Here is a 13,929-nt window from a genome sequence, read left to right as displayed (position 1 = left end):
CCTCGCAACGGAGCGGCTTAGTCAAAGCCCGCAGGTGCCCTAGGCTAGTCACTGTCCTGACTACGGTTCTACTCTCTGAATGCCGGGAATGCGATCAAAATCTTTGTCGAATGAGTATATTGTCCGTAGCTTCATGCCGGTCATCTGGCCGGCGATAAAGGCGTCAGACCAGTCAATGTTCTTCTCCGCATACAATGCCAAAGCATCTGCGACCAGCGCCTTTCCTGCGCTGAACTTCAACCCGCGCACACTCAGCAACACGCTTACTGCATCTCTAATCTCAGGTCGCGGCGTTTTGTATACCTTCTCTAGAACCCACACAATATCTGCCAGCGCCAAGTCTGGCAACAGCAGTGTTTTTTCTTCTTGGTCCGCTGCCTGCAATAGCAGCCCAGCGCGCGTCGCCTGATCCCCATCATCAACTAGATAGCGCAGCACGACATTGGCGTCAATGACTTCACCGTTTTGCCCGCCCATGGGCGACCTCCTCTCTGGCCGCCTGTATGGCAGCATCCACGCTGATGCCGGTTTTTGCCGCCTGCTGTTTAAACTTCCCCTGCAATGATGTAAGGCCGTCGCCTTTTACAACCTTAAAACCATCGGCGGTCTGCTCGAAACGGACAAAGGACCCTGCCCTTACATTCAACTTTTCACGCACTGCCTTCGGTAAAACAATCTGCCCCTTGGACGACACCTTTGCCAGCAACCTTACCACCTCCCATGCTGCTTTACTTTTATTCTATGACAAATCAAAGGTAAAGGCAAGTCCTGGTCAGGCCGTTGCTCGAAGTAGAACCGAACGAGAATCACTACTATAGCCCCTCCCTCTCGTAGCTCCCCCGCCCTATACCCAGCCCTCAGCCAGTGCGCGCCGCTTGCGATGACCTGAGACTGATTGGTCTGCCAATGAATCGTCGAGAGCAACCATATTCACAGGGCGGAGAACCACATGCGATACTCCTCCACCATATGGTCTTAGGTCCACTTGCGCATCAGTGGCCAGCGGATTCAGCGTAGGATACAGAATAGTAGCGTGCCCACCAGAACCCTGCGCTAAGGCATAAATGCTAAGCTGATAAAGCATTTCGCGCGGCAAGTCGTGTTCCCACAGATCTCGATACTTAGCGTCAATTATTGCGACTCGCTTGGAGCCCTCGTAGATCGTGAAGTCAGGCCTCGGCAGTGGGGCTTGCCTGTGGCGCGGATTTAGACCGGGGTTATAGGACATGACTCCGAAGAGGGGTTGTTCAGCACGCACGTTATATCCTGGCAAGTGTTCCTGCAGAAAACGTTGCAGCAAAGCTTGGTAGAACATGTTCATGTCAAACAAGAAGTTACGTGCCTTATGGTCTGTCCCGCCAACGTCTAACGTGACTCCGTGCCCCATGTATAACAGGTTAATCAGGGCTAAAGCCGGCCGATAAGGCGCAGTTAATCTCGTAATCAGGCTTTCTGCCTTGGCCAACAGAACGTCGTCCAAAGATTTTCGGGATACAGTTTCAGCCATAAACATCCGTATTTGTCGCAGGTCAGCTTTCAGAGGCAGATACCCAGCCATATCCGCGGCATAGGTTACACCCGCAAATAGCAGCTGGTTGAGCGGATTGTCTTCAAGCCTCGGGAAAAAAGTGCAAGGAACTGCCAGAGCATCATGCAGTTTCTGCTTTGCCAATGCGTTAATGTCAATTCTGCCTTTAGGGCTTTTAAGCCATGCATGGTTGGGCTCGTAGCGGCGATGTAGCCCCCTCGCCCACAACTCACGCACTTCTGCACGCAACTGCAACGCCAGCAAGTCTGTGAGCGCCAGAGCAGACAGCGCCTGATCGCCCTCTGGCAGGAGAGTCAAGGCGCTTAGGTCATATGCATAGCGCATTAGTCTTAGGAGCGGCAGGCCCTTAATCTTTGGCGCAATAGCCACATCTATGTCTCCGATGGAGACCCGTCCTACCCAAGACCGCGCAGAAATCATAACCCCATCGAGGAGTTGACAAACCTCTAGTTTGGGGGCAAGACTCTGCGCCGCCTCCTTTCCCTGCGTGGACAAGTAGACCCCCCACAGCGGTGACCCTTTTTTCGGCGCTATGGTTTGCCATTCCTGCAGAGCCAAAGCTATGCGTGTCATTAGGCGTCCTCTGCACCGTTGTCGACTTCGTCCGTATCACCCTCATCATCATCTTGCACGAAGTCGTCCCCATGCAAGATTTCGGTCAACGCAACAATTAGATTGTCCCATTGCCCATCCTCAAAGAGCTCAAAGCATATGCGTTGCTCACTCACGTCTACTAGCGCGCTACCAAGAATCTTCTCCAAGGTGGAGTAATCACCGTAACAATACTCCTGTAAAAGAGGAACGATGTCTTCCTTGAGAACCCGCGCGAACACGCGAAAGTCGCCTATTGGCACTCCATTCTCCATTAGATAGGCATGCCCTACCTGCAGATTTCTCCCATCCTTGCCTAAGTTCGCGACTACCCTGCGGTTTAAGGCCTGGAGCCAATTGCCTAGGGACAGGGTGCCAACCTTCGCTTTCCCCAGAACCTTGACATCAGGAACTAACTCATGGAAACCAAATCTGCGGCGCAGCGCAGTGTCTAGTAACGCTATAGATCTGTCGGCGGTATTCATGGTGCCGACAATGTATACATTGGGCGGCACGCAAAAAAGCTCGGCGCTCAAGGGTAGTGTTACATGCATGCCCCGCTTGTTCTTCTCGACAAGCATGATTAGTTCGCCAAAAATCCTCGGGATGTCACCGCGATTTATCTCGTCTATAAGCATATAGTAGCTCTTATCTGGGTTTGCCGCAGCATCATGGCACAAACTCTTAAACACCCCGGCCTTAAGCTCAAATCCGGCCTGACCCGCCGCCAAGGTAGGCCTAAATCCTTCGATAAAATCCTCGTAGCCATAGGACGGATGGAAGCAACAGGTGCAGATAAAGCGCTTGGCCTGCGCTTTCTGGTCCTCGTTAAGCTTTTGATAAGGCAAATTTAGGTTCTTACGTGCCGACAACTCTAAGGCCGCAAACTCAGCCCAATGTGTCTTGCCGGTGCCGGGCGGGCCATACAGTATGACCTGCCCTTTTCTGGCAAGCACATTGTCAATCACCGCAAGGACGCCGGCAAGCGGCTTCACTTCCCGGTCACGGTGGTCGTCAATGCGCTTAACTTCTCGCACCCTCTTTTCTACATCGACAAGATTCTTCGGGGTCTCCAAATAGCGCACAGCCCGGCTTTTGCCTTCATCTGACACTGTTAGCTCCCAGGGCTCTGTGTACAACCACTCTACCGGCCTCTGCTGTGGAAACTGGCTGTTAGGCTCGTATCGGTAAGCACCGCTGACACGCCCGATGCCAAACACTTTGTTTCTGTGGCACGCAAGGACCAAGTGGCCTACAGACATACGGGACATGAGGGATACCGCTTCCCACGCCGGTCCCTTGGCATTCCCCCACTGTGGGTAGTACAGTTGAATTAGCTCTTGCAACTTCGATTTTGCTGCATCCCCATGTTGGACATATTGGGTTAGGTCCCCTAGTGCACCCCAATTTACGCCTACGAAGTTACCTTCTTTCATGGCGTCCCATCCATGTAAGTTATCGAAAACGACTTGGACCCGCCACACAGGCCTAGGCGAACCAAACAGATGCTTGAGTGTCTTAGTAAGATGCGCAATAGGAATACCTAGCTCTTTGGCTACAGCAGCATACTTTGCGGCGGCTACAAATTTGCCGGCGTACAGTGCCCTCTCTATTAGCAGCTTGGGCAGGTAATAGTACTGCCAATCCACGATGTGAAAGTTATCAATCCTTTTCGGGAAGACAATGTGCAGATACTTATGGGCCCAAGCCGTATTCGCTATGTCCCTGCAGTTTTTGTCCAGTTCCTTTTGCAGCGCTATGTAATCAGCGTCGCCTGCGTCATCCGGTAGTTTTTCAAGTGCTGCTACTGCGTACATCAGCTGATTACGGTGATTCCGAGCAATTTCAATAGCTTCGTCAATGCTCACCCGGCGGCGCTCGGCATGATGCTTACCTGCCACCCATTCGTTCGTATTTTGGCTGCGGTATAACCCATATTTCATTGCCGCCCCTCCGCCGATACCGCCGAAGGCCTTGGTTACAAACTCTAGGTCGTTCTTATACTCCAACCAATAGACTAAGCTGTCGACCGTATTGTCGTGCATGGCAGACAACAGCTTTTCGCCACTTAGCTGCCTTAAGACATCGGGTCCGAAGCGGACCAAAAACGTGGCCCTAAAGGCCTCTGTTTTCTGCCGGGGTTCAATACCCCCTTTGCCAAGCAACTCATCATATGCCGCCTTTAGTTCTAGGGCGATATCCGGACGCAAGAGCATAAAATCCCTCCTTTGATGTTGTCGCAATGGCCTTGAGAAATATGTGGCAAAGCGGCAGGGAAGTGAAGCAGCTGTAAAGAATAGTCACGCACATAACGTGAGCAGTTCCACAGGGAATAGAGACGGAGGATTAACATGTCAGACCCTTGCCAACCACCATGTAGTAGTGCAAGCGCACAAACTCGACATCCCAACATTTTTGATTATGCCACTAGCGAACTTAGCCAGGACGCATTTTTGTGTTGGCTAATAGCCTGGGCCAAGGAGGACTATAGATCTGTCTCGCCGTCATTGCACGCCGCTGCGCTGCAATTCTTGCGAGAATGCTTTGAACTGCCGCCGACAAAGCTCAACGTGCCAACTAAAATCGGCAACATCGATATCAAGAGACAGGACCAAAGGGTCGACATCGTGGTGTTGATCAATGAAACCCACCTCCTCGCAATCGAGGATAAAGTCTTTGCTTCTGTACACGGCGATCAGCTGACGAGATATAAGGCGTCACTTAATGAAGTGTACGCGGACCGGCCGTATAGGGCTTTGGTGTACTACAAGACCGGCAACCAATCCGATTACTCTGCACCCTTAAAGGCTGGATTCAAGGTGTTTGACAGACAACGCATGCTTGGGGTGCTTCGGAGCGCCATATCTAAGGGGTGTACCAGCGAATTGCTGGTAAGTTACACTGATCACCTCACGAAAATTGACGATGCTACGAACAATTACCACAATATCGACCCTAAATGGGGGCCTGATCGACTCGAATGGCAAGGCTTGTATATGTGGTTGCAGAAAGAGCTTGGGGGCGCGAAATGGGACTATGTGCCTAACCCTAATGGAGGGTTCCTAGCCTTCTGGTGGGCATACCGCGAGAGCCATGGTTTTAAGACGTACTTGCAGCTAGAGCAACACAAGATGTGCGTAAAAATGGACACCACCGGCTTAACTCTAGACGAAGTTCGAGAGAAAGTTGAAACGTGGCAGCATTGCATGCGCACTCACGGCCACAAGGACCTGCCCTACCCTCGCTTAGGAAAATTAGGGAAACCAAACAGCTCGGTGACTTTGCATTCTGCGCCATACTTGCAAGCCGATGGCGACAAGGTAAATCTCCTCACGACTCTACAGGTCCTGCGGGAGTACGAGGAGCTACACAGTAAAATTATCAGATGCATGGACACCAACGCGATGGTGCAACTGCTCAGTTGACACTGCTATTTGGTGTTCATGATGCGGGTGAATTCCTGACCGTCCACCCACTCTGACGTCGGCGGAGAACTAGCGCTTATCATGCGCCATTTTTTTGTATTAATCGTCGCAAGATCCATGGCATCAAGAGCTTTCTTTCCGCCCCTTATTCCAACATAAATGCTTTGCCCTGGGCACTTGGCGATAACCCACTTGATGGTCTGTGCTGGCAGGGAGACGTCCCATGCTGCCGCAGGCGGCCTTCCGCCGAGCAACCATTCAGTGAGTTCCAGGAAGCGGTCTAGGGGCAGCCATGCCGCTACGCCTTGCATGTCCATTGTCGTATACTGAAATTGCCGTATATGCAACTCTTGGGAGGGGATCTGTAGTAATCCGGCAAGTCCCCCCTGCAAACCAACGTAACCCGCAGCGAGGAGCTTTAAATCTCTCAGATTTAACACTTTCGGTTTCGACTTACTCCCGCTGGGGCAAACATCTCTGTCATAGCCCTTGAAGTCCGCAGCGATAAAGGCGCTGAGTGCCTTGAGAGTGTGCCTGGTGTATTCTGGAATTGGATCCGACAGGCCAGCGCATTCATCTGCCAATATGTCACTGATCATCGCAGCTACAGAAGGGTAGCCCAGATCGTTCCTCTGCCATGTTACCAGTCTCTTAAAGTCTCCTGGGGCGACCACTAAGCTGTCGAACTCGCGTTGGAGATGCACATCCAACAAGTCACCGTCGTCCTTTCCGTAAGGCACCAAATAGATCATTCCCGCGACGTCGTTCTTAGAGCTATGCTTCCGTCTCAGTCCCCCATATGCGGTAATTAATTGCCCTGCAGTGACCGAGTCCGCATTTATCTTATTTTCAACCGCAATTACGTACTTCCCTGCGAGGAGCACCACGTCAATATACGCAGTTTCGACCCAGTATTCTAGACAGCAGCCAAAGGTGTGGCCACTGGCACCATCGGCCGAATGCGAGTCACATAGGCGCGCCATCGCCGCGAGATCAGCTCCAACTATGTTGATGCTCTCTACAAATTTGCACAGGAAATGGTTCCCCAGTCCATGCCCACTAGACGGGTTTAACAGCCACGCTAGCACGGCTGACGCCTGCTCTTCTTGAAACCTCTTTCTTCCAGACGCCAAGACTCTAAACAAATTCATCGCACTTGACCCCCTCCTGGTTTTTGCTTCTGCAACGGTGTCGACTATTGCGCTCATACTAGGTCCCTTGAAGTCCTCTGTATTGGGTCCGCAATCGGGACAAGCGTCAGGCACCTCTTTGGATAACCCCCTCATGTCCACTACAGCCGACTCCTCCCTCCAGTAGTCGCTTATGGAATCAAACTTGGCCAAAGGGAACTCCCCTGTATCTGGATCATCATAGTATCCGCCAAGAAGACCCATGTAGCAGAAAGCCCTCACCACTTCTATGTCAGTACGCCCATCGAGGTTCTCAACTACTATTAGCTGCTTGCCCTCTGAGATATAGCTAGGCCGTTTTCTTTGCGAGTAGGGTTGGCCGCCTTGATAAATGATCTCCCAGTGCCCTTTGACATCGTCAGGCGTCATTGAAGAGGCATCAAGGAAACACGTCCAATTCTTCTTTATCCATGGATCACCACTCCCTCAATTTGATCTCCGCAATAACTTCGCCGACATTGCACGGACGGGTCAGGGGACTCCTGAGCTAGACGTGGCTTGGCGGAAAAGCCTTACTTAGCCGCTCCGCTGCTCTGCGATATTTCTCTAAGCTTTGGTGATGTTCCTCGGTGGGCTGCGAAATACGGGACAAATCCATGTTGTCCTGCAGATCGGCCAGTTTAACTCTGCACGCTAACTCGTTCTCGAGAACTCTACCGATGTAGTCGTCGTATGCTTCGTTCGCGCGCTTGGTCAGAGCGAAAGCGAGTGAGCTGCCGAGGCGGTGATTAGAGCCTTGCGACAAGCTGCTGGCGCATAGCGCTTCCCACTGGTTCGGGGCTATGGCCTCCAACACCGGAGAGAAAACCCATCAGGGCTGCCCGACGGAGTGTGCAGCCCTGATTGATAGATATTATCTACAGCCTTGGCCTACCTCGGGGCATGTACCCCAAGATAGTCCATCAAAGCCGCCTGTAGCACTTTAGAAAAGTTCACGCCTTGGGCCTCCGCTAGCTCCTTTAACCATGCGGGAATCGTCAAGTTCGTCTTTACTGCCCTGTTGTCTAGTTCGTTTCTCACCAGTTCAGGGAAGACGGTTATAGGTACTACAATGCACCCTTCCGCCGTATCGACATCAATTTGAGGGCTCCTTGAGGGAGCAGGGACAGCGTCCCCATCCTTCTCCATCCCGTAGATGTGAAGCCCTAATGCCTCTGCCGCGTTTTGCAGGGCTTGCTCGAAGTCGCTTCCTACGGTAACGCACCCCGGTAGATCAGGGAAATACACACCGTACCCTTCTGGTGCAGGCTCGAACACTGCAAGATAGGTAAGTTTTCGCATCGATTCTCTGCCCCTTCCTTTAGTCCTGTAGGGCACTATTTGAGCCCCGCCTGCCTGAGGATGCTGTTTAGTGTTCCAGGAGGGATATCTCCGGGATGTCACCTCTCGAACCTTCAACCGCATAACCTCCGCCACCTTAATTATACGCCCGAATTATGCGCATGTCAACGCCTCATGCGCCCTAGGCAGTAAAGCAGAGGAAGCTTACAGGGCAGGCAGTTGGCGATTGGCTACCGGGAGGACGCTTCACTCTCCCTTAATCCCCTTGTCCCAATCCTTAGGCAATGCCTTTCCCTTGCGCACTTCGGCGATGCTGTCCGAAAGCTCGTCGTATAGGGCCATGGTACGCCCTTTGGCATAGGAAGCCCTGCGGTCTAGGCCTATACCTAGGCGATCGGCATCCTGCATATTGGTGAGGTCTGCCCCGAGGAAGATAAACTCCCAGCCTGCCGCCTTCCGCTCGGCAATCATTTCCCGAATCTGGGCATAGGAGAACTGCTGGCTTGCATTCTCCAATCCGTCGGTTATAATGACGAATATCGCCTTCGGCACGTTCCTTTACCCGGAGAATCGTACGCCCAACGGCGTCTAGCAGGGCCGTGCTCCCGCGCACGAAGTATTCTGCCGGGGTGATGGGGTTTATTTGCCGAAGATCGACGCCGTCATGCAGCAACACGTAGTCGTGGTCAAACAACACTGTAGTAGACCGGGCTTCTCCATCTTCTTGCTGCTGTTTCGTAAGAAAGTTGTTGTAGCCCCCGATAGTATCGGATTCGCAGCCCGCCATTGAACCGGAGCGATCAAGAACGAAAACGATTTCTTGCATCATGATACACCTCCATATATGTTACTATTCAGATTATAGCACCGGTGCGCGCGCATTTGACAGACAAATCTACGGCGCTGTCGAATGTCGACATATTCTACTCGTCAGGTTATTGACTGGATTGACGCACGATCTTATCCACGTCTCAAAGGCTAGTACTCCTGAGAGGGATCGAATCAGGGCTGCCCACTCCGGTGGGCAGCCCTGATTGATTCAGAACATAGGTTCTATTCTCTGAATGCCGGGGATGCGATCAAAATCTTTGTCGAATGAGTATATTGTCCGTAGCTTCAGGGCGGTCATCTGGGCGGCGATAAAGGCGTCAGACCAGTCAATGTTCTTCTCCGCATACAATGCCAAAGCATCTGCGACCAGCGCCTTTCCTGCGCTGAACTTCAACCCGCGCACACTCAGCAACACGCTTACTGCATCTCTAATCTCAGGTCGCGGCGTTTTGTATACCGTCTCTAGAACCCACACAATATCTGCCAGTGCCAAGTCTGGCAACAGCAGTGTTTTTTCTTCTTGGTCCGCTGCCTGCAATAGCAGCCCGGCGCGCGTCGCCTGATCCCCATCATCAACTAGATAGCGGAGCACGACATTGGCATGAATGACTTCAACGTTTTGCCCGCCCATGGGCGACCTCCTCTCTGGCCGCCTGTATGGCAGCATCCACGCTGATGCCGGTTTTTGCCGCCTGCTGTTTAAACTTCCCCTGCAATGATGCAAGGCCGTCGCCTTTTACAACCTTAAAACCATCGGCGGTCTGCTCGAAACGAACAAAGGACCCTGCCCTTACATTCAACTTTTCACGCACTGCTTTCGGTAAAACAATCTGCCCCTTTGACGACACCTTTGCCAGCAACCTTACCACCTCCCATGCTGCTTTACTTTTATTCTATGAAAAATCAAAGGTAAAGGCAAGTCGAGGCGCGCGCTCATATGTCAGCTAGATCAGTATGCGCCTGAATTATGCGCATGTCAACGCCTTCGCGCGCCCTAGGCAGCAAAACAGCCCTAGTCATGGCCATGAGCGCAGCAACGCAAGGCGGGGGCCGCTTGACTCTTACGGGTTCTGTTTTACAAGCTGCGAATATGATTTCGCAATACGCGCTGCGAGGACGGCGTTGTTGTACACAAGCTCTAGGTTAGCTTTCAGCGACGAACCTTCGGTTAACTCTTTCACTCTTGAAAGCAGAAAAGGCGTTGTGTCTTTTCCTTTGATGCCCTGCGAAGAGGCTTCCTCCAAGGCATAGTTGATTTTTTCGTCAATCCATTCGGATGGAATGCTGTGTTCTTCTGGTATTGGATTAGCTATGACGATCCCCCCTCGCAACGGAAGATGCCACTTAGCATACATGAGTCTAGCGATTGCTTCAGGTTCATCAAGTCGATGGGTTACCGACAATGCACTCTCGCGCGTATAAAAGGCAGGAAAACTGTCCGTTTGGTAACCGATGACTTCGACGCCCTTTGTTTCTAGGTATTCTAAGGTTTTAGGCAGATCTAAAATGGCTTTTGCTCCGGCGGAAACGACTGCCACATTGCAGGAAGCGATTTCTTCCAAATCACGTGAGATATCAAACGTGTTCTCGGCAAAACGATGTACACCACCGATACCGCCTGTAGCAAAAACGTTAATGCCAGCCCTTTCAGCGAGCAACAGCGTAGCCGAAACTGTTGTAGCGCCATCTTTTTTCTCGCTTATAGCGTACGCAATATCCCTTTTGGACACTTTCATGACACGCGAACCCTGAGCCAATTTCATAAGCTCATCTTCATTCAGTCCAACATGAATAACACCCTCAAGTATGGCGATGGTCGCAGGAACGGCCCCTTCGTCTCTAACTATTCTTTCTATTTTCCTGGCCATATCGAGGTTTTCGGGATAAGGCATGCCATGGGAAATTATCGTTGACTCAAGCGCAACGACCGGGTCATTGTTGCTTAAGGCTTCTTTGACTTCCTGGCTAATCTTCATGCAACTCACTCCTCAATCTTTCAAGCTGTTGGATCGATAGATCCGGGTGAACTGCTAGCAGAGAACCCAAGCAGAATCTAGCGTTTAACTGCCCGTACAATAAGGGGTCTTGATTATGTATATCCGCGTGGACAACCCCGGCCAAAAATGCATCGCCTGCGCCGGTGGTGTACGCTTTTTTTAACGGTGTAAACTTCCTATGGCGGATTAAAGGCTTAGTTATTTCATAAACACCGTCAACACCAAGGGTTAAGTAAATCCGTTCACATGGCAGATCCCTCAGCTGCGTTATGACTTCATCTAACGGACCGTCTTGAATGTTAGTGAGTGCTCTTGCCTCTAACAAATTCAGTTTAACCACATGCATGCGGTGCAACACATTTCTTAGCTTAAGAACCTTACGTGTGGAAATTCCATCGGTGTAAATTTTACCTCGACTTAGTTTGACAATCTCACTGGTTAGCGTTTCAGAAAAGTTCGTGTCAATAACTAGTCTTTCCGCGTGCTGAATATCGCTCGCAAATGGTTCAAAGTCTTTTACGGTCAACTCTTCCAGACCAACCATATCAGCGATACTTACCTGCATATCGCTGTTTTCATCCATTACGGCTAAATATCTCGACGTTTTGGGTGTGATGACGGCTTTAAAACTCACTCCTGCTTCTCGTAGATGACGCTCAATTTCAACTCGTTTATCGTTGCCCACTGTGGCAATCAAGAGCGGATGACAGTTCAATCGTCCTAAATTCTCAGCTATGTTCCGTCCGACACCGCCATAAGCTTCTATGATTATCCCGGGATTAGAGTCTCGCATAGCTACGTCTTGAAAAGGAATCCCGAAAATATCAATGTTGGTCGCACCAATGACAACTGTGTTAAACATTGTGTTCCTCCGCATCCTTTTTGTGAACATAGCGACCGGTTAGGAGACTCTGATAGCTGAATGCACCCCCATTGATAATAACACGTGAACCGTAAGCGTCAAAGACTCCGCATGTCGCATGAGATGATGCACGTAGCGGAATAATACACATTGACCTTTATTCCGCTTTACGCTAAACTAGTCAATGTGAAGGGAGGAATTACGCTATGAGCACCCCATACATGTCCTCTCGGCAAGCTGCCGAAAAGTGGGGCATATCAGACCGACGCGTTCGCGTGCTTTGCAGCGAGGGCAAAATTCCCGGCGCGGTGAAGCAGGGTAGGAGCTATAGAATACCGGTGAATGCAAAGAAGCCCGTAGACGGGCGCGATAGGCCGAAAAGGCAACATCGCTTTCTAAAGTGGGACAACGCCATTATCGCCACGATTGATTCCGCTAACACCGTGAAGTTCAGCGAACGGGATTTTAACCCTGTTGTTTCCCTGTACACCCACGGCGCGGATAATTGGAGTGGGGAGCGTTTTGCCGAGTTCCTTTCCGAGCGCACAGTTAGTCGCGACAGGCGGGATATTGAGAAAATCCTGTTCCGCTGCGGACTCTCCACTTACGATGTTCTCCGCATCGCTGAAATCACTCGCGGTATCCATGCGAAAGATTTGCTTTGGATTGCAAACAGCGAAGACGAGCAGCTAGATTCGGCAATTACCGATGTGTTCGATTCTGTATTTCACCAGCGCATCGATTTGGTCGGCGAAAGCGTTGATACGCCGGAAGGCTATAACATAAAACGTTACGGTGCACATTGCGGGCAATACGGTATATATAAGCAAAGAATTAGCCCGCTCACCGCCGATGTCGAATCTGAGGTTGCCGTATATCTGCTGGCACAAGAGCTCGGCGTTCCTTGCTGTCCGGCATATCGCATTGACAAGGACACGGGTTTCTCGGCTTTCCTGTATGACTTCTCTAAGGAGTACATCGTGCATTTTCGCAGCCTGTTTGACGGCGCTCGTTCGGGGAACGAGTACCAAAACCTGGCGTCAGTGCGCCCGCAGTACAAAGACGATATTGCCAAGATGATTCTGCTAGACTTCATCACCCGACAGGACGACAGGCACCTCTCCAATATCGCCATTAAAGTAAGCAATGGCGTGGAGAGCTTCTACCCTCTATACGATAACGGACGCAGTCTGTTTTACGAGGATACCGAAGAAATGGTGCAGGCGGCCGTCGCCGAACCGGAGAAATACGCCACGACTTTCGGCTACTCCGGTACGTACTGGGATTATGTGAAAGAGATCGCGGAAGAGCGAGGCGGGTTATCCGACTTGCTAAAGTTAGATATTGCCGAAAGCAAAGTCGTTGACATCCTTAAAGAAGCCGGGTTCGCAGGTTACCGCCTGACCGGCGCAACACAGTGGATTATGAAAGCAATCGAAATGGTAAAAAATGGCCCCCACCTTGCCAGGCGGCAAGATGAGGGCATGAGGACTTAAGCCACATCTGTTCGCGCAATGTTTCGCACTCGGCTGACTCGTTAGGTCTTCGCCGTTTCAACAGCTAGGACCCCGGAGTAAGTGCGTGCCGATGTCGCGCCTATCGTACAGGCAGTTGTCGACCATCGCATACGCAGTATTGCCGTTGCATCTTGGCTCTTACGTCCGCAGACGATACAATCCTGCCAACGTCGAAGCTAGTGAGGCCCTTTTGCATTTCATCATCAAACTGCTCGGCTGTCAAAGCCGAATAGTCAAAGGGCGTGTTGGGAGGCAGGCAGACACTGAAGGGAATCCCTTTACGCAAGACAACCTGATGTAAAAACAGATTCACCGCACTCGCTACTGGAATGCCGAGCTTTGACAGTATCTGTTCGGCCTGCTCTTTAATTTCAGGCTCAACCCGCGTGTAAATGCTAGACGATTTGGGCATTTCAGCTTCACTCCCTTTACAACAATTGTACGCTATTGTATGGCTGATAGCAAGCTAGACGCCCGACAAGTCCACCGCTCCTAGTTATATAGAATGGCCTGAATGGAGTAACGGCAAGCAAGAAAAGCGGCTACTGATTCCTCAGTAGCCTTGTTCGCGTAATATTTCTTTGGCTTATCTACTACAAAATGATACAATGCACACCCCTGCGCTAAAGTTCAACGATTTGCGAGAGGGGGTGTGCATTTTCGTCAGGGGGGGGGGGGGGGGGGGG

15 protein-coding genes are annotated in these 13,929 nt (G+C 51.2%); 2 read left to right on the top strand and 13 right to left on the bottom strand.

The features are described 5' to 3' along the window. Nucleotides 1–60 precede the first annotated feature (60 nt). The 4 genes from KGZ66_00690 to KGZ66_00675 form a co-directional block, all read right to left on the bottom strand. Nucleotides 61–477, bottom strand: a complete 417-nt coding sequence (locus KGZ66_00690; protein ID MBS3984113.1) for a PIN domain-containing protein — start codon at nucleotides 475–477, stop codon at nucleotides 61–63. After that, a complete protein-coding gene (locus tag KGZ66_00685; GenBank protein ID MBS3984112.1) occupies nucleotides 458–706 on the bottom strand; it encodes an AbrB/MazE/SpoVT family DNA-binding domain-containing protein in 249 nt (82 codons plus the stop codon). Before KGZ66_00685 ends, KGZ66_00690 begins: the two co-directional genes overlap by 20 nt. A gap of 138 nt (nucleotides 707–844) precedes the next feature. Next, on the bottom strand, nucleotides 845–2,122 hold the full coding sequence (locus KGZ66_00680) for a hypothetical protein (protein MBS3984111.1): 1,278 nt from the start codon (nucleotides 2,120–2,122) through the stop codon (nucleotides 845–847). Beyond that, entirely contained in the window at nucleotides 2,122–4,356 is a 2,235-nt protein-coding gene (locus tag KGZ66_00675) for an AAA family ATPase (GenBank protein ID MBS3984110.1), read from the bottom strand. Before KGZ66_00675 ends, KGZ66_00680 begins: the two co-directional genes overlap by 1 nt. A gap of 135 nt (nucleotides 4,357–4,491) precedes the next feature. Between KGZ66_00675 and KGZ66_00670 the strand changes: the two genes are divergently transcribed. Further along, nucleotides 4,492–5,565, top strand: coding sequence for a PD-(D/E)XK nuclease family protein (locus KGZ66_00670; GenBank protein MBS3984109.1), 1,074 nt, complete (start codon nucleotides 4,492–4,494; stop codon nucleotides 5,563–5,565). Nucleotides 5,566–5,570: 5 nt separating this feature from the next. On the opposite strand, the gene KGZ66_00665 is transcribed toward KGZ66_00670, so the two are convergent. The 8 genes from KGZ66_00665 to KGZ66_00630 all read right to left on the bottom strand — a co-directional run bounded on the left by KGZ66_00665 (nucleotide 5,571) and on the right by KGZ66_00630 (nucleotide 11,726). Then, nucleotides 5,571–7,124, bottom strand: coding sequence for a PD-(D/E)XK nuclease family protein (locus KGZ66_00665; GenBank protein ID MBS3984108.1), 1,554 nt, complete (start codon nucleotides 7,122–7,124; stop codon nucleotides 5,571–5,573). A gap of 118 nt (nucleotides 7,125–7,242) precedes the next feature. Then, nucleotides 7,243–7,551: a hypothetical protein gene (locus tag KGZ66_00660; GenBank protein MBS3984107.1), complete on the bottom strand. Its 309-nt coding sequence runs from the start codon at nucleotides 7,549–7,551 to the stop codon at nucleotides 7,243–7,245. A 74-nt stretch (nucleotides 7,552–7,625) separates the two neighbouring features. Further along, the gene (locus KGZ66_00655) at nucleotides 7,626–8,036 is read right to left on the bottom strand and encodes a type II toxin-antitoxin system HicB family antitoxin (GenBank protein ID MBS3984106.1); all 411 of its coding nucleotides are present in this window, start codon (nucleotides 8,034–8,036) and stop codon (nucleotides 7,626–7,628) included. 246 nt (nucleotides 8,037–8,282) lie between these two features. Further along, nucleotides 8,283–8,588, bottom strand: coding sequence for a hypothetical protein (locus KGZ66_00650; protein MBS3984105.1), 306 nt, complete (start codon nucleotides 8,586–8,588; stop codon nucleotides 8,283–8,285). 487 nt (nucleotides 8,589–9,075) lie between these two features. Then, complete coding sequence (locus KGZ66_00645) at nucleotides 9,076–9,498, bottom strand: PIN domain-containing protein (protein ID MBS3984104.1); 423 nt, start codon at nucleotides 9,496–9,498, stop codon at nucleotides 9,076–9,078. Beyond that, nucleotides 9,479–9,727 (bottom strand): AbrB/MazE/SpoVT family DNA-binding domain-containing protein, encoded by a 249-nt coding sequence (locus KGZ66_00640; protein ID MBS3984103.1) that lies wholly within the window; start codon nucleotides 9,725–9,727, stop codon nucleotides 9,479–9,481. Before KGZ66_00640 ends, KGZ66_00645 begins: the two co-directional genes overlap by 20 nt. A 201-nt stretch (nucleotides 9,728–9,928) precedes the next feature. Next, complete coding sequence (locus KGZ66_00635; protein MBS3984102.1) at nucleotides 9,929–10,843, bottom strand: pseudouridine-5'-phosphate glycosidase; 915 nt, start codon at nucleotides 10,841–10,843, stop codon at nucleotides 9,929–9,931. Beyond that, nucleotides 10,833–11,726 (bottom strand): hypothetical protein, encoded by an 894-nt coding sequence (locus KGZ66_00630; protein ID MBS3984101.1) that lies wholly within the window; start codon nucleotides 11,724–11,726, stop codon nucleotides 10,833–10,835. Before KGZ66_00630 ends, KGZ66_00635 begins: the two co-directional genes overlap by 11 nt. A gap of 206 nt (nucleotides 11,727–11,932) precedes the next feature. Between KGZ66_00630 and KGZ66_00625 the strand changes: the two genes are divergently transcribed. Continuing rightward, entirely contained in the window at nucleotides 11,933–13,222 is a 1,290-nt protein-coding gene (locus KGZ66_00625; protein MBS3984100.1) for a helix-turn-helix domain-containing protein, read from the top strand. 100 nt (nucleotides 13,223–13,322) lie between these two features. Here KGZ66_00625 and KGZ66_00620 read toward each other — a convergent pair whose 3' ends face one another. Next, complete coding sequence (locus KGZ66_00620; protein ID MBS3984099.1) at nucleotides 13,323–13,655, bottom strand: type II toxin-antitoxin system RelB/DinJ family antitoxin; 333 nt, start codon at nucleotides 13,653–13,655, stop codon at nucleotides 13,323–13,325. Nucleotides 13,656–13,929: the final 274 nt, after the last annotated feature.

Source organism: Selenomonadales bacterium, assembly GCA_018335585.1.
Lineage (GTDB): Bacteria > Bacillota > UBA994 > UBA994 > UBA994 > UBA994.
This window is presented reverse-complemented; position numbering and strand designations above follow the sequence as displayed.

Coding starts and splice junctions, on each gene's coding strand:
- KGZ66_00690 (MBS3984113.1), bottom strand. CDS start 477: ATGGGCGGGCAAAACGGTGAAGTCATTGACGCCAATGTCGTGCTGCGC.
- KGZ66_00680 (MBS3984111.1), bottom strand. CDS start 2,122: ATGACACGCATAGCTTTGGCTCTGCAGGAATGGCAAACCATAGCGCCG.
- KGZ66_00675 (MBS3984110.1), bottom strand. CDS start 4,356: ATGCTCTTGCGTCCGGATATCGCCCTAGAACTAAAGGCGGCATATGAT.
- KGZ66_00670 (MBS3984109.1), top strand. CDS start 4,492: ATGTCAGACCCTTGCCAACCACCATGTAGTAGTGCAAGCGCACAAACT.
- KGZ66_00665 (MBS3984108.1), bottom strand. CDS start 7,124: ATGACGCCTGACGATGTCAAAGGGCACTGGGAGATCATTTATCAAGGC.
- KGZ66_00655 (MBS3984106.1), bottom strand. CDS start 8,036: ATGCGAAAACTTACCTATCTTGCAGTGTTCGAGCCTGCACCAGAAGGG.
- KGZ66_00645 (MBS3984104.1), bottom strand. CDS start 9,498: ATGGGCGGGCAAAACGTTGAAGTCATTCATGCCAATGTCGTGCTCCGC.
- KGZ66_00635 (MBS3984102.1), bottom strand. CDS start 10,843: ATGAAGATTAGCCAGGAAGTCAAAGAAGCCTTAAGCAACAATGACCCG.
- KGZ66_00630 (MBS3984101.1), bottom strand. CDS start 11,726: ATGTTTAACACAGTTGTCATTGGTGCGACCAACATTGATATTTTCGGG.
- KGZ66_00625 (MBS3984100.1), top strand. CDS start 11,933: ATGAGCACCCCATACATGTCCTCTCGGCAAGCTGCCGAAAAGTGGGGC.
- KGZ66_00620 (MBS3984099.1), bottom strand. CDS start 13,655: ATGCCCAAATCGTCTAGCATTTACACGCGGGTTGAGCCTGAAATTAAA.